The sequence below is a fragment of the Mycobacterium sp. TH-M116 genome, assembly GCF_057473685.1.
Genome location: NZ_JBYCLC010000206.1, coordinates 1 through 15,078 on the forward strand (window position 1 = coordinate 1; position 15,078 = coordinate 15,078).

Annotated in this window: 14 protein-coding genes; 3 read left to right on the forward strand and 11 right to left on the reverse strand. The window is 68.7% G+C overall.

Features of this window, described 5'->3' with window-relative positions:
• Positions 1–102: 102 nt before the first annotated feature.
• From AC2VOK_RS10445 to AC2VOK_RS10455, 3 genes are read right to left on the reverse strand one after another with little or no spacing between them, the layout of a single operon-like run.
• On the reverse strand, positions 103–612 hold the full coding sequence (locus tag AC2VOK_RS10445; RefSeq protein ID WP_428900400.1) for a TIGR04338 family metallohydrolase: 510 nt from the start codon (positions 610–612) through the stop codon (positions 103–105).
• Complete coding sequence (locus tag AC2VOK_RS10450) at positions 609–1,358, reverse strand: DUF2786 domain-containing protein (RefSeq protein ID WP_421528696.1); 750 nt, start codon at positions 1,356–1,358, stop codon at positions 609–611. Before AC2VOK_RS10450 ends, AC2VOK_RS10445 begins: the two co-directional genes overlap by 4 nt.
• A 45-nt stretch (positions 1,359–1,403) precedes the next feature.
• Positions 1,404–2,243 carry an alpha/beta hydrolase gene (locus AC2VOK_RS10455; protein ID WP_428900401.1) on the reverse strand — a complete coding sequence of 280 codons (840 nt, stop codon included), beginning with the start codon at positions 2,241–2,243 and terminating at the stop codon, positions 1,404–1,406.
• Between the two features lie 146 nt (positions 2,244–2,389).
• Here AC2VOK_RS10455 and AC2VOK_RS10460 point away from each other — a divergent pair, with 146 nt between their 5' ends.
• From AC2VOK_RS10460 to AC2VOK_RS10470, 3 genes are all read left to right on the forward strand, one after another.
• Complete coding sequence (locus AC2VOK_RS10460) at positions 2,390–3,790, forward strand: alpha/beta hydrolase domain-containing protein (protein ID WP_428900402.1); 1,401 nt, start codon at positions 2,390–2,392, stop codon at positions 3,788–3,790.
• Between the two features lie 124 nt (positions 3,791–3,914).
• Positions 3,915–5,333 carry a YhgE/Pip domain-containing protein gene (locus tag AC2VOK_RS10465; RefSeq protein WP_428900403.1) on the forward strand — a complete coding sequence of 473 codons (1,419 nt, stop codon included), beginning with the start codon at positions 3,915–3,917 and terminating at the stop codon, positions 5,331–5,333.
• 56 nt (positions 5,334–5,389) lie between these two features.
• On the forward strand, positions 5,390–6,523 hold the full coding sequence (locus AC2VOK_RS10470; protein ID WP_428900404.1) for a phosphodiester glycosidase family protein: 1,134 nt from the start codon (positions 5,390–5,392) through the stop codon (positions 6,521–6,523).
• 15 nt (positions 6,524–6,538) lie between these two features.
• On the opposite strand, the gene AC2VOK_RS10475 is transcribed toward AC2VOK_RS10470, so the two are convergent.
• The 8 genes from AC2VOK_RS10475 to AC2VOK_RS10510 all read right to left on the reverse strand — a co-directional run.
• Complete coding sequence (locus AC2VOK_RS10475; protein ID WP_428900405.1) at positions 6,539–7,225, reverse strand: hypothetical protein; 687 nt, start codon at positions 7,223–7,225, stop codon at positions 6,539–6,541.
• Positions 7,192–7,746, reverse strand: coding sequence for a mammalian cell entry protein (locus tag AC2VOK_RS10480; protein ID WP_428900406.1), 555 nt, complete (start codon positions 7,744–7,746; stop codon positions 7,192–7,194). Before AC2VOK_RS10480 ends, AC2VOK_RS10475 begins: the two co-directional genes overlap by 34 nt.
• Complete coding sequence (locus tag AC2VOK_RS10485; protein WP_428900407.1) at positions 7,743–8,699, reverse strand: RDD family protein; 957 nt, start codon at positions 8,697–8,699, stop codon at positions 7,743–7,745. The genes AC2VOK_RS10480 and AC2VOK_RS10485 overlap by 4 nt, the downstream gene beginning before the upstream one ends.
• A complete protein-coding gene (locus tag AC2VOK_RS10490; RefSeq protein ID WP_428900408.1) occupies positions 8,696–9,397 on the reverse strand; it encodes an Mce protein in 702 nt (233 codons plus the stop codon). Before AC2VOK_RS10490 ends, AC2VOK_RS10485 begins: the two co-directional genes overlap by 4 nt.
• The gene (locus AC2VOK_RS10495; RefSeq protein WP_428900409.1) at positions 9,367–10,917 is read right to left on the reverse strand and encodes a virulence factor Mce family protein; all 1,551 of its coding nucleotides are present in this window, start codon (positions 10,915–10,917) and stop codon (positions 9,367–9,369) included. Before AC2VOK_RS10495 ends, AC2VOK_RS10490 begins: the two co-directional genes overlap by 31 nt.
• Positions 10,911–12,071, reverse strand: a complete 1,161-nt coding sequence (locus tag AC2VOK_RS10500; RefSeq protein ID WP_428900410.1) for a virulence factor Mce family protein — start codon at positions 12,069–12,071, stop codon at positions 10,911–10,913. Before AC2VOK_RS10500 ends, AC2VOK_RS10495 begins: the two co-directional genes overlap by 7 nt.
• Before the next feature lie 62 nt (positions 12,072–12,133).
• Positions 12,134–13,708 (reverse strand): virulence factor Mce family protein, encoded by a 1,575-nt coding sequence (locus AC2VOK_RS10505; protein WP_428900411.1) that lies wholly within the window; start codon positions 13,706–13,708, stop codon positions 12,134–12,136.
• Positions 13,705–15,078, reverse strand: a 1,374-nt coding sequence (locus AC2VOK_RS10510; RefSeq protein WP_428900412.1) for an MCE family protein, incomplete at its 5' end; no start/stop codon positions are given. The genes AC2VOK_RS10505 and AC2VOK_RS10510, both read right to left, overlap by 4 nt.

Sequence of the window (15,078 nt, forward strand, 5' to 3'; positions counted from 1 at the left end):
CCGCAGCGGTGTGGCCGGCGCGGCGATGACGACGTCGACGACCTCGGTGCTCGTCGTCGGCCATCCGGGCCTCGACCTCGCGCCCCCACAGGGCCGGGCCGCTCACCGCGCGCCCTGGGTGGCATAGACGACGCGCAGCACGTGCCCCGCCTCGGGCCCCATCACCAGTTCGGCCAGCGCGCAACTGGTCGCGACGAACTCCGGACCGTGCGGCGGCTGCGCCCGGCACAGGTGGTGGGCCACCTCGTGGAGCACCACCAGCTCGCGCAGCGCCCAATTGGCGCTGTCGCGGTCCGGAACCGCGATGACGCCCGCGCCGTCGCGGCTTTCGTAGTGCGCCGCGATGGCGGACCGCCGCGAGCGCACCCTCAGCGGCGAGACGTCGGGCCACTGTCGCCGTACCGCCGGTAACGCAAGCACCTCGTCGACGTAGCGCTGCACAGAAGCCACCGAGCCGAATCGGGCCTCCGGCGGCAGCGTCAACTGCGTGCCGAAGAACTCCACCGCCGGTGACCCGTGCTCCGCGGCGCGGTCGAACAACGTGCGGACGAACCCTTCGGCCGCATACACTTTGGCGCGCTGGGAGTCCCGCGGGGCACCCGCCGGACTCACCGGCCCAGCGCGGTCCGCGCCCCCGGGAGCTCGGGGCTGTCGCCCAGCCGCGCACGCCGCCCCGCGTGGTCCCCGGCGCGCCGGGCCGCCGAGGAATATCCGGCCGACGCGCTGGTGGCCCGCCACGTCCCGCGCGCCTTCGATGCGCCGCGGTAGTGATCGCGCAGCTCGAGCTCCTTGTCCCGCAGCGCCACAGCAGTGCCCGGTGCGCGCTCGCGGTCCTCGGTGGCCTCCCGGCGGGCCTGTTCGCGGGCCTCGGCCAGGCGCCGGCCCACCCGCGCCCCGAAGGCGAGCTGGAAGTTGAGCCGGGCGGTGATGGTCGGGGTGGGCCGGTGCGCGCCCGAAGCCAGATAAGCGTCCGAGGCCCGCACCATCTGGACGACCAGGCCGGCGTAGAGCGCATGGGTGGCGTCGATGTCCTCGGCGAACCCGTAGGCGTAGAGAAAAGTCGAGTTCGACGCCACGTCGCAGCGCACGTCGTTGGCCGCCGCGATACCCACGAACAGCTGCACGTAGGTTCGCAGGCCTCGGGTGCCTGCCGTACCGATGGTGATGGTCCGCTGCGTAGGTGCCTGCGCCGGCGAGCGGCCGGCCGCGTGGGATCGCGCCACCGCCAGGTCGATGGACGCGGCCGTCGCCAGCCGTTGCGCGGCCCCCATGAACGCGTCGGCCTCGTGCGGGTTGTCGGTGCCTTCGGCCTGGCGCAGCAGGGCGGCGATGCGGGCCAGCATCTTGTCGTCGCTCATAGGCGCCAAACTACGGCAGGCCTACGACATCCCGCGCCCGGGCGCTCACAGGCGCTGCAGGATCCAGGAGACCACGTCGCCGAGGACCTCGTCGCGCTCCGGTTCGTTGAAGACCTCGTGGTAGAGCCCCGGATACACCGTCAACTCGACGTCGGCCGAGCCCGCGCATTCGACCAGGCGGCGGCTGCCGGCGACGGGCACCAGCCGGTCTTCGGAACCGTGCACCACCAGCAGCGGCGCGGTCAGCGCGGGTGCGCGCTGCGGCATCGTCTCGCCGACCCGCACCAGCGCCCGGCCGATCCCGGCCGGGACCTTGCCGTGGTAGACCAGCGGATCGTCCTGGTAGGCCGCCACCACGGCCGGGTCGCGCGAGATGGCGTCGACGTCGAGTTCCTGTACCGGCAGGCCGGGAACCAGGATGCCGAGCACCTTGGCGGCGAGCACCAGCAGCGGCGACAGCTGATCCTGGGCCGCGACCGCCGGACCCGACAGGACCATCAGGTCGTAGCTGTCCGGACGTTCGACCCCGTAGGCGAACACGATCCCACCGCCCATGCTGTGCCCGAGCACCACGCACGGCAGGCCCGGGTGTTCGCGGGTCGCGATGCGCACCAGCGTGTCGAAGTCGCCGGTGTACTCGCAGATGTCGCGCACCAGCACCCGCTTGCCGCCCGAACGCCCGTGGCCCCGGTGGTCGAGCGCATAGGTGAGAAGGCCGGCGTCGCCGAAGCGCCGCGCGACGTGGTCGTAGCGGCGGGCATGCTCGCCGAGGCCGTGCGACACCACGACCAGCGCCCGCGGCGGAGCGTCCGGCGTCCACACGTCGTAGACGATGCGCACGCCCCCGACGCCGTCGAAATCATGTTCGGAGCGAGTGGTGACCATTACGGGCAGCGTAATGGTTCAGGACGCGCCTCGCGGGCCGGCGAGCCGTTAGTCTCGTGCGGGTGGCGCCTCTCACGGAAAGGCTTCTTCGCCGGCTCGCCGTGACAACCTCGATCTGAAAACTTCACCCTGAAACCGGAGCACCGATGACCGATTCGCCCCACGCGACGCCCGTGCCCGGTGAGCCGCTGTTGCTGTTGGGGGCCTTCGGCCTCGGCGACGTCGGCTGTGTGGCAGAGGAGTTCTTCGTCTCCGGGACGGCGTGCGGCTACGTTCCGGCCGCTCCGCTGGGTCCGGATGGCCGGTGGCGCGTAACTGCTGGCGCGACAGCGGATTACACCACCCGGATGGTGGTGGTGACGCCGGCCGAGCGGGCCCGGTTCAACGGGACGGTGCTGGTCGAATGGCTCAATGTGAGCGGCGGCATCGACGCGCCTGCCGTGTGGATGATGGCGCACCGCGAAATCGTGCGCGCGGGATATGGCTACGTCGCGGTGTCGGCCCAGCGGGTGGGGGTCGAGGGCGGTGGCGGCCTGCTGGGTGCGGACCTGTCGCTGAAAAAACAGGATCCGCGGCGCTACGCGTCGCTGTGCCACCCCGGCGACGCCTTCTCGTACGACATCTTCTCCCACGTTGCCGGACTCCTCTCCGACAACGGCGCCGACGGCGTGTTGAGGGGGCTCGGCGCACGCCACGTGATCGCGGTGGGTGAGTCCCAGTCGGCCATGTTCCTGACAACCTATGTCAACGCCGTGGACCCGCTCGCCCGCGCCTACGACGGCTTTTTGGTGCACTCGCGGTTCGGGCCCGCCGCGCCACTGGACGGCGCCTCGATCTTCGAGGAATCCGCAGGGCCCGATGCCGTCCGGTTCCGCCGCGATCTGCGCGTCCCGCTCGTCGTGATCATCACCGAGACCGATCTTTTCGGCGGCGCGCGGCACGGCTACTACTTCGCGCGCCAGCCCGGCAACGAGCGGCTGCGGGTCTGGGAGATCCCCGGTGCCGCCCATGCCGACAACTACACGATCCAGGTGGCGCCCATCGACAGCGGCAGCGCGCCGCTCGACGACCTCGTGCGGGCTTACGCCCCCACCAGCACGCTGATGGGCCGACAACTGGGGCATGACATCAACTTCGCGCCGCAACACCATTACGTCGTTCAGGCGGCGCTCGACGCGTTGCACACGTGGGTGCGGACCGGCCGGCCGGCACCGCAAGCCCCACCCATCGAGGTCGACGACACCGGCTCTCCTGCCGCTGTTCTGGATTCCAACGGGCTCGCGCTCGGCGGCGTCAGGACCCCCTGGGTGGACGTGCCGACCGCGCGGACCTCCGGGGTCGGTGGCCAGGACAGCGTCATGTCGGCGCTCTTCGGCTCGGGGGAGCGGTTCGACTCCGCGACGCTGCGACGGCTGTACCCGGGCGGGGCCGGCCAGTACCTCGAGAGCTTCACCGCCGCGCTGGACAGCGCGATCGGCTCGGGGTTCGTCCTGGCCGCCGACCGCGAAGAGATCCTGCGGCTGGCCGCCGCGACGTATCCGGGTTAGAACAGGCGCAGCCGTCTCACCGGGCTGACACCGGCGGCGCTGGACGACACCCTGCGCGGTGCGCAGCAACCGCTCACCATCGCAGTGGCCTGACCTAGAGTGGGCACGACGGACGGGAGCCGACATGTCTCAACCGCAGCCGCGGCACGCGGCGCCGAACTCCACCCGGAACGTCACCGCGATTCGGACCCTGCGGTTCTGGGCAGCGCCGCTACTCATCACGCTGGCCCTGATGTCGGCGCTGTGCGCGCTGTACCTCGGCGGAATCCTGAACCCGAGGACCAACCTGCGGCACTTCCCCATCGCGGTGGTCAATGAGGACGCCGGCCCTGCGGGCGCGCGGATTGCCGACGGTCTGGTTGCGGGCCTGGACAGCCAGAAGTTCGATATTCGGGTGATGTCCAAGGAAGAGGCCATGCTGCTGCTGGACAGAGCCCAGCTCTACGGCGAGGTCGTGATACCGCCGACCTTCTCATCGAGCCTGCGCGAGTACGGTGCAAGTGCGATCACACCGACCCGGGCGAGCCGGCCGGTGATCACGATCGCGACGAACCCGCGGGCAGGCACGCTGGGAGCCAGTATCGCTCACCAGACCCTGGACATGGCGATGGCCATCGTGGAAGGTCAAGTGGGCCAGCGGCTTACCCAGGATGTCGCGGCCCAGGCCGAGGGAAACCCGCTGACCGGGGCGGCGGCGGTCGGGCTCGCCACCCCCATCGACATCAAAGCGACGGTGTACCGTCCGCTGCCGAACGGCACCGGAAACGGACTGTCGGCGTTCTACTACTCGCTATTGCTGCTCCTGGCGGGTTTCACGGGCAGCATCGTGGTCAGTGCACTGGTGGACACGCTACTCGGTTACGTGCCGGCCGAATTCGGCCCGGTGTATCGCTTCGCCGACCACGTCCACATCTCACGATTCCATACGCTGCTGCTGAAATGGGGCATCATGGTGATGCTGGCGCTGCTCGTCTCGGCGGCTTACCTGGCGATCGCCGACTGGCTCGGCATGCCCATCGACCTCGGCTGGCAGCTGTGGGCCTACGGGGCGTTCGCGATCGCCGCGGTGGGTGTCACATCGGCTTCTCTGCTCTCGGCGCTGGGCTCCGTCGGCCTCCTGGTGAGCCTGTTGATCTTCGTGTTCTTCGGGCTGCCGTCGGCAGGCGCCACGGTCCCACTGGAAGCGGTGCCACCGCTGTTTCGCTGGCTGGCCGAGTTCGAACCGATGCACCAGGTGTTCCTGGGCGCGCGTTCGCTGCTGTATCTCAACGGTGATCTGGATGCCGGCTTGTCCCAGGCATTGTGGATGACGTCCATCGGCCTTGTCATCGGTGTTCTGCTGGGCGGCGTCGTCACCTATTTCTACGACCGCAAGGGTTTCCACCGTATCCACGGAGCGACCGAGATGGCGATCGCCGTCGAACACCAGACCCAGCATCAGGCGCGCCAACGGGCGGGCGGGGGCAAACACGAGAACCCCTTGGGCACCGCGGCCGAAGACGCGGCCGAAGACGTGACCGAAAGCTCAAGCGGGCAAACGTAATTGGCACGCGACGCAACTGTCACCCGCACGTGACTTATGTTGACAGTGTGACGGGTGTGGACGATGCTGGCAGAGCTGACGTTCACCTCAGAGCCGAAAGGGCTACCGTGCCGACACTGACGGGCGTCCTGCGCCGACTGGCGGTCTTGGGCACCGCCGCGGTCGCTTACGCCCTGGCCGCTGCCACCACGGGCCAACCCGTGGCGAACGCTGCAGACGGGCGCGATCAGCTGGCCAACGCGATCAACGCCACCAAGGGCACCTACCTGGTCTACAACTTCGGCGGCGGCCACCCCGCGCCGATGCTCAACGCCGCCGGCAGGTGGTACGAGATGGGCAACGGCGGACACCTGATGATCATCAAGAACGCGTCCGCGCGGCTTGCACCGCATCTGCTGGTCGACACCCACCGGGGTGTGCAGGCGCGCTGTGAACACAAACCGGGTGCCCGCACGCACGAGGGGTTGTGGCAGGCGTCCGAGTTGTATACGCCGCTGAACGCCTGGCAGCGCATGGGGCAGCCGACGATCGCGGTCAACGCGAACTTCTTCGACGTGCGGCCGCAGTTGTCGGGGTCGTGGCGACACACCGGCTGCAGCTCGCCGCTGGGCGCCTTCGTGGACAACACGCACGGGCAGGGGCGGGCCAACCAGTCCGTCACCGGCACCGCCGTGTACCCGGGTAAACAGGGCCTGTCGGGCGGGGGGGAGGCGTGGAGCGCGCTGACGACGATGATCATGCCCACCGGCGGCGCGCCGTATGTCGTGTGGCCCAAATCCAAACAGGACTATGACGCCGCAACCCCGGTGGTCGCCGACCTGCTCGACAAGAACGCGAGGTTCGTCGCGGTGTCGGGGATCGGCTTGCTGGCCCCCGGCAACACCGGGCAGCTGAACGACGGCGGTCCCAGCGCGGCGCGCACGGCGCTGGCCTACGCGCGCCAGAAGGACGAGATGTACGTCTTCGAGGGGGGTAGCTACACCCCCGACAACATGCAGGACCTGTTCCGCGGCCTGGGCAGCGAGTCGGCGGTGCTGCTCGACGGCGGCGGCTCGTCGGCCATCGTGCTGCGACGTGACACCGGGGGCATGTGGGCCGGGGCGGGTTCGCCGCGCGGCTCCTGCGACACCCGGCAGGTGCTGTGCGACTCGCACGAGCGGGCACTGCCCAGCTGGCTGGCGTTCAACTGATGCGCGGCCACCCCGTCAGACGTGCGGCGTCAGGTCCAGTGAGGTGATGGTCGTCATCCTGGTCACCAGCCAGCGCCCGTCGGAGCGTTTCATGAACAACCGATAGGACAGGTACTTCAGCGCGGGGACGTTCTTGGTCAGCGGACTGGTCGACGACGTGTTCGTGTAGACGATGACGACGGCGTTGGGCCCATCCAGCGATTCGACCGCAGCGCCGGTGACCTCGGTGCTGTTGGTGACCTTGGCCTGCTTGTTGGGGGCCACGATCGAGTCGACGAATTTGCGGTACTGGGCTTCGAAGTCGCCACTGAGATAACCCGCCGCGCGATCGGCGAGGGTGTTCATGTTCTCCGGCGTGTAGGTCCACAGCGTGGTGATCGCATTGGCCGCGGTCCGCGCCACGTGGAGCTTCGTCTCGGCGGTGGCGCGGTCGACCAGGTAGGGCTGCACCGCCGCGCCGGCGAACGCCGCAGATCCCACGAACAACGACGCCGCGACGGCGAAGGAGACGGCGAGGCGCGTTCCGGCCGGCCGCCTGGTCCGGGCGGAGCCGTGTTCGGGGGCCGTCGCGGTGTCGTCGGCGTTCTCGTCCGGGACGGCGGGCTCGGTCACGTCCGGTGGCGCCGCATCGGCGGTGACGTCGCCGCCCGCAGCGCCCGCAGCGGCGGTCAGATCACCTGTGCCAGGTTGCTGATCTTCCACTGATTTCCTTCCTGCTTCGCGGTGGCCATCCAACGGTTGGTGTTCTCGACCACTTGCTTCTCGTCCGCGGACTTGGATGTCACCGCGGTCGCCACCATCACGCTGGCGCTGCCGTCGTCGTTCCAGCGTTCCACGCCGGCGTCCAGCACGGTGCCCGTGGCCGGTTCGGCGCGGGCCAACTGCAGCAGGATGCTGTTCGCGTTCGCCCGGAACTGCTTGGCGAAGTCCCCGGTCGCCTCGGCCAGTATCCGTGTCACGTAGTCGTTGGCGTGAAAAGGATCGATGGAGGTGAACTGCGTCATGAAGCCGGTCACGTAGCCGAGCGCCGCACGGTCTCTGGACGCGATGCGCTCGTGGTGTTCGTGAGAGGCCAGCATCAGGCTGCACACCGCGATCGCCGCGGCCATCACCAACGCGGCGGCCGCGGCGATCAGCGGTAAGCCTCGCGGCCTTGGGCCCGGCACCGACCGCGTGACCAGCAGCGGCGCCTCGCCGGACTGAAACCTCCTTCGCGGACTCACTTTTCACCCCCGCCCGATTTGGGTTTGGTCAGCACGGTGAGGTCGTCGACGCGCCAGTCGGCCCCGCGTTTGGCGAAACTCACCCGCACGCTCGCGGTGATGTAGCGCTCGTTCGGGCTCGCGCCGCGGCGACCCTGCAGGAACAGCAGCATCGTGGCCCGATCCGGGCTCGCCGACTGGATCGAGCTGTCGGTCACCCAGTATTCGTTGATGACGGGGTGGCCCTTCGCCACGACCTCCTGCTGCGTGGCCAGCGTGCCCCGGTAGCTGTCGGTCGCCAGCGATCGGGCGCGCGCGAAGTCGGCGTCGAGCGATTTCGGGTCGTAGGTCAGCATCTGCGTTACGATCTTGGGCCCCTGTATCGCGAGTTGCGCGACGGTCTGATCGGTCGCTCGTTCGCGGGAATAGACCAGCGCATAGCCGGCCGCCGAGCCCGCGACGCAGACCGCCGCCGCGGTGAGCAACGCCCCCGCGGTCCACCGCCGCATCGTGCGACGGTCCGTTTCGGCAGAGCGCACGTCGGTGCGCAACACCATGTCGGCGAACGTGCGGCGCCCGGAATCCCACAGCGGCCAGAGCCATCCCACCACCGAAGCCACGTCGAGCAGATGGGCCAGGTCCCGCAGCAACAACGCCCATGCGCCCGGTGCGCCGCCGTCGCGGCGCCGCACCGAAATCCCGCACACACCGCGGCCCGGGCTCGAGCCGGTGACGGCCGGCAGCACCCACCGGTTCACCAGCACCCACAGGATCGCCAGCCCACCGACGGACACCCACAGCCACCACCACACCGGATGTTGCCGGACCGTCAATGCCACCAGTGCCGACGTCGTCGTCACCGCAGCGCCCGGGACGACGTCCAGCGCGAGCGCACAGGCGCGGATGTGCCACCGCGCCAGCGCGCCCGGCGGTGAGACTTCCGTGGTGGGAGTTTCCTCGACCACCACCGTCACTTGGTCACCTGGTCGAGTTTGGAGATCTTGTACTGCCCGTCGGACAGGGCCATCTCGGCCCGCAACCGGTAGCCGGTCTCGTTCTGCGTCTCGTCGGTGGCGAACTTGACGCGCAACGCGACCAGCACATCGACCGAGCCGTCGTCGTTGTTGCGCTCGACCGCCGCCCGCACGTCGGACACCTGCACGTGGACGTTCGCGGCCTGATAGGCCTGCACCAGCATGCTCGTGTACAAGACGGCCTGCGCACGAAAGGCGCCGGTGCCGCAGTCGATGATCTTCTGCTCGCTCGCCGCCATCGCGTTCGGGTCCGGCGCCTGGGTCGCCGACACACACTCGACCGCCGCCTGCAGCGCCGCGGCGTCGTTGCGGGCAACGGCCAGGGCTTCCCGGTGAAAATGCTGCGCGAGGTAACCGCCGGCACCGACGGCGCCGGCGCCCAGTAGCAGCACCGCGACGATGCCTACCGCCCAGCCACGCCCCAGCCGCGACGGTCCGCGCCGAACCCCTGCATCGAAGGCCTCCGCCGCATCCTCGGACATCGCGCCCGGGTCCCCCTGATCGGTGTCAGAAGCTGCGGAAGCCTCGGGAACAGCGGACGCCTCGGATTCCGGGAGGCCCCCGGTCATCTCCTGGGTGCGCAACGAATCATCCGCGTCGGTGGGGTTCAGCCGGCTGGCGCCAGCATCTCCTTCCATCCGTCGTCTCCTGTTTTCGTCGAGTTTTCGACGGAATACCTGACTCCGTCGGGCCCCACCAGTTCGCCGCTCTGGGGACTGTAGACCGCGGTGGGAGGCCCGCCCGGAGTGTAGACGCACGGGTTGGGCTGCTGCCCGTTGCATTCCACCGAACCGGTCCCGGGCCGCGTCAACGGGTCACTGGTGGCCGGGGGCGTGCCCGAGACCTGGTCCGACGGCGCAGGGTTGCGGCCGTTGTTGACCGACGGCGCCGGGATCACCATGCCCGGTTTGACCGGCTGGTCGCACCGCGCCCCGGGCGCCGGGCAGGTCAGGATCTGGTTGGGCTCGCCGTACCAGGGGTTGGTGCCCGCCGGGACGTACGGCTTGGGGTCGCGGCATTCTCGCGGTGTGGCGGCGCGCTTGCCGGGCACGTCCACACAGGGAATGTTGCGCGACCCGCGCACACTGTTGGCCGGCGTGTCCATGGGGATCTTGCAGTAGGTGCCCGACGGCAGGGGTACCAGGCTGGTGTCCGCCGGTGCACGCCACTGCGAGGCGGGGATGAACCCGGTCAGGCACGGCGGCGGCTGGTTGATCGACAGCGCGAGGTCCAGGTCGGCCATGTTCGGGTTCGGCGCGGCGACCGTCTGGGCGGCCGAGGCGCCCTGCGGCAGCAACACCAGCACCTGCTCCACGCCGGCGTGGTAGCGCTTGAGCAGGTCGAACACGACCTCCAGGTTGGCCAGCGTCTGGGGCAGCGAGTCCCGGACGTCGCCGAAGATCTCGTTGACCTGATCGGCGGTCGGCGCCGCCTGGCGCAACACACTCTTGACGGTCTGATCCTGCTGGGCTGTCTGCGCGGCCAATCTGTTCAGATTATGCGCCCAGCGCTGGATCGCGTCCCCGGACTTGACCTGGCTGTCGAGCAACGGCCCTGAGTTCTGGATGATGTCGTTGACGTCGCCGACGTTGGTGTTGAAGTCCCCGACGATCGCCTGGGTGGCGTCGACCAGCCGCTGCAACGCCGGGCCCAAACCACCGACGGACTGCGCTGTCTCGTCGAGTAGCTGGCTGATCTTGCCCTGGGGCAGCGCGGCCAGGCCCTTGTAGGCGGTGTCGAGCGCCGGCCCGATCGCCGCGGGCACCGTGCCCTTGGTGATCGTCTGCCCGGGCGAGAGGAACTTGCCGGGTCGACCTGCCGACACCAGGTCCAGGTACTGCTCGCCGACCGCCGACACCGAGTGCACGTTGGCCGTGACGTCGGCCGGGATCTTGTAGCGACTGTCGATGCTCATCGTCGCGTGGGCGCCCCGCTCGGTGGGTGCGACATCGGTGACCGTCCCGATCGTGACCCCGCGATAGGTGACGTTGGCGGTGGGATACAACCCCCCCGAGGCGGGCAGGTCCGCTTGGAGGGTGTAACGGCCGATACCGACCAGGCTCGGGATCTGCAGGTAGTAGACGCCCAGGACCAGCATCGAGATCACCGTCAAGATCCCGAACGCGACGAGCTGGCGTTTGACGAAGGAGGTCAGCAATTCCGGTCTCCCCTCTCCACCAGCGGACCACCGGGCGCGTCGTTGGGGTTCGGGGTGTAGCGGACGTCGGGGATCATCGTCTCCGGGTCGCGTCCGAACGATTGCTCGAGCGCGCGCAGTGCGCCCGACAGGCCGGTGCCGGTGAGGAAGGCGTTGTCGATGGCGCTGTAGGTCAGGTCCAGCGTCAGCGAGATGTTGAGGTAGTCACCGCGGAAGATCTTCGGCACGGTGTCGATGTCGAACGGCTGGGTGAAGATCAATTTCAGTGCGCCGATCAAAAACGGCGAGCCCCGTCCCAGCTCCTTGAGCGGGCACTGCAGCGCCTGCAGGTCGGTGTGCAGCGGCCCGCGCGCCTCCGACAGGTACTGGTCGGCGGATTGGCTGAGCCGGCCTATCGCATCGGTGGCGTTGATGAGCAGGTCCTTGGTGGCGGCGAAATGCTCGAGCAGCGGCGAGACGTCGGTCAGCACCCGGTCGAGGACGTCGGCTCGTCCGCCCACGTAGGTCAGCAAACGGTTGGTCGAGTCGATCGCGCGGGTGATGTCGTGGCGCTGTTCGTCGAGCTGGGTGACGAAGGTGTCCAGCTTGCCCAGGAACGAACGAATCTCGTCGCCGCGCCCGTTGAGGATGTTGTACACCTCGTTCTGCAGCACCTCCAGGTTCGGGATGCCGCCACCCCGCAGGATCAGCGCGAGGCTGGCCAGGGTCTGTTCGGTGGTGGGAAACGCCGACGAGTGCTTGAGCGGGATGGTGTCGCCGTCGGTGAGCAGCTGCGTCGACGGATGCGGCGGTGCCGCCAGCTCCACGTGCTGGGAGCCCAGCAGGGACGTCTGGCCGATCTTGGCGGTGGTGTTCCTGGGCAGTCTGACGTTCTTGTCGATGCCCAGCGTCAGGGTGGCCACCCAGTTCTTCAGCTGGATCGCGCGGATGGAACCCACGTAGACGTCGGCGACCATCACCTTGCTGTTGCCGTTGATCGCCAACGTGTTGGGCACCTGCACGTAGACGGTGTAGGAGTTCGCCCCGGTGCCCGGCCCGCCCGGGATCTCCACATTGGAAATCCCTCTCCAGCCACACGAACTGACCAGCACCGCGACCACGCCGAGCGCCAGTCCCTGCCCGCAGCGGCGGCGGATCGCGCGCAACGCGCTCATCGTTACCCGCTCGGTCCGATTATTCGGTCCACTCTTCGCGCGCAACGCGCTCATCGTTACCCTCATTGGCCCAGCCCTGCGGCTATGGGCGCCGGTGTCGGTGCGACGGGACCGGGTATGACGCCCGGGCCCGGCGGCGGCGGCGGGATGGGAACCTGTGGCGGGATCTGGCCGATGACCGGAGCTATCGGGTTCTCGTCGTAGGCGTTCGGCGGCCCCGGCGGGGTTTGCAGGTTCGACTGGACCGGCTCGATGTCGGGGCCGCCCATGAGTTCGGCCAGCGACTCCGGAGTCATCAAACCAGCGGTGACCGGACCCACCTGTTGCCCTTGCATCCCCGGAGCCACGATCCAGCCCGGCTGGGTGTTGCGGTGCGACGTGGGAGTATCGGGCACCCAGATACCCGGCACGGTGGTGTCCTTGTATCCGTTGGGCGGCTGCAGGCGCGGCTCGGAGTAGGCGACCTCCTTGGGCAGCACCTCGGCGGTGCTGAACAGATTCACCCCGAACGGCGGGTAGTTGAACTTGATCGCGTCCAGGATCGGCGCGAGGTATTGCGCACAGAGTTCGGCGGAATCCTGATACCCCAGCCGGCTGCCCGCCTGGATCGCGCTGCAGATGAACTGCATCGGGTTGGCGAAGTTGGTGATCGCGGTGACGGCCACCACCGATCCGTGCGACGGGTGGTACACCTGGTTGACGTTCGACAGCGCGGTCGGACCGACGTGCAGGAAAGTCTCCAGCCCGTTGAGGGAATCCGGTTGCAGCAGAGTGTTTGTCGTGGTCTGCAGGTTGGCGATGTCCTGGACGAACACCTGCCGGTTCTTGTCCAGGAACGGGCGCACCGTGGACAACAAGCCGTCGAACTGCTGCACGGCGTTGGCCAGGGCCCCGTCGGAACTCGCGAGCCGGGTGGTGAAATCGGCCAGGTTCTGGTTCAGCGCAACGAACTGCTGGTCGTCGGCGTGCAGCGCGTTGACGAACAGCGCCAGGCTGTGCACCACCGCAAAGAAGTCGCCGCGACCCTCGTTGAGCGCGGTCAACGCCTGCGAAAGGCTGTTGAGCGTCGTGTTGAACTGTTTGCCCTTGCCGGCCAGCCCGTCGGCGTAGGCCGTGATCACCTCGCCGAACGGCCCCGTCGGCTGCTCCTTGGTGGGGCCCAGTTTGGACACGATGTTGGTGATGCTGTTGCGCAACTGGTCCCACTCCACCGGTACCTGGGTGCGGTTCTCCGGGATCACGGCGTTGTCGGCCAGCACCGGGCCGCCCTTGTACGGCGGCTCCAATTGCAGGGAGCGTGACGCCACCAAAGTGGGGTTGAGGATCACCGCGGAGGCGTTGGCGGGAACCTTGTACTTGTTCTCGTAGTGGAAGGTCACCTTCATCTTGTCGCCGGCCGGTTCGATCTTGTCGATCTGCCCGACCCGCAGGCCCATGATCTGGACCTTGTCACCCGGGTACAGCGCGTTGGCCGCCGGGAAATAGGCCACCACCGTGTTGGTGGTCAGCTTCTCGTACAGCCGGATGGCGACGTAGCCTCCGACCAGGGCCAGCGCCACCACCAACGACCCGATGATCACCGACGCCCGCGACAAGGTGGGCAGTCGCAGGTTGCGGATGTCAAAGATGGTGCTCAATTCTGGCTACCTCCCCCGGCTGCGCCGCTGCCGCCGGTCCCGCCCGGGTTGATGAACGGCGCCGGTAGCTGCTCACCGGGCCCGGCCGGTGCCGCGGGCCCCGGCGGCAATCCCGGTGCGAACGCCGAAGGAGGCGGCGTCGGTCCGGCCGGCGCGAGTTGCTCGGTGCGCGCGCCCGGCGGTGCCTGCGTCGGTAGCGGCACCGGGGTGCCCGGTACGTCCGGCGGTGGGTCGCCCGGCCGCCCGGCGATCGGGATGCCCGGTGTGGGCGGCAGGCCTTCCGGGTTCGGCGGCGAGGTCTGCACGTCGACGGGCGCAAGGAAGCCCGGGCCACCGAACGGCCCGCTGATGGCGCCGAGGCAGGGCAGCGGGTTGTCGGGCCGGGGCAGCGCGTCGGCGGCAGGCGCGTACGAGCACGGCGACCCGGGCGGTACGGCCGGTCCGGGGTGCTCCGGCGTCCCCTCCAGGACCGGGGGCGCCGGTGGCGGCGCGCCGTTGGGGAATCGGGTGCCGTTCGGGTCGGGGAATCGGTAGGCCGGCAATCCCGCGCTGCGCCAGAAGTTCTCCGGGTCGATGCCGCGCTTCTTGAATGCCGCGTCGACCCAGGGCTGGACGATTTGATACAGGGCCAGGTTGTGCAGGACCACCTTGAAAAATGGTCCCGACGCGACGGCCTCGTTCAACGACGGAAGGAACTTGCCGACCTCGGTGAGCCCTTCGGCGATGTCGTCTTTGCGCTGCACCAGGATGTCGCTGAGTTGATGTAATTGTTCGAACAGGTGGTTGAGGTTCGGGTTGTCGTCGATGAATCCTTTGATCTGCTGCGAGAACGCGGCGATGTTGCCCAACAGGGCGTCGATGGCCTGGCCGCGTTCGTTGAAGGCCGCCAGCAGGGCCTTGGCGTTGACCAACGCCCGATCGACCTGTTCGCTGCGGTCCCCCAGCACGGCGGCCACCTGATTGGACTGGGCCAGTAGATGTTTGATCTGCTCGTCGCGCTTTCCGAGGGTGTCGGAGAACTTGGCCACCCCGTCCAGCGCGGCACTCAGGTGGGGGTAGGTCTGGTCGATGGTGTGCGACAGCACGTGCAGCGACTGCTTGACCGCGTCGATGTCCCAGCCGGAGGCGGCCTTGGTGACATCGAAAAATGCGTCGTAGATCTGGTACGGGGTGGTGCTCTGGCCGATCGGCAGGGTGGCCCCGGGCCGCAGGCGCGCCGAACCTCGCGTCTCGATCTCCAGCACCTTCTTGCCCAGGATCGTGTCGGTCTTGACAGCCAGCCGGCTCTCGGTGCCGATCGTGTGGGTCCCGATCGAGAACTTCATGAGCACGTGGTCGCCGTCGATCTCGAGGCCCTCCACCCGGCCGAC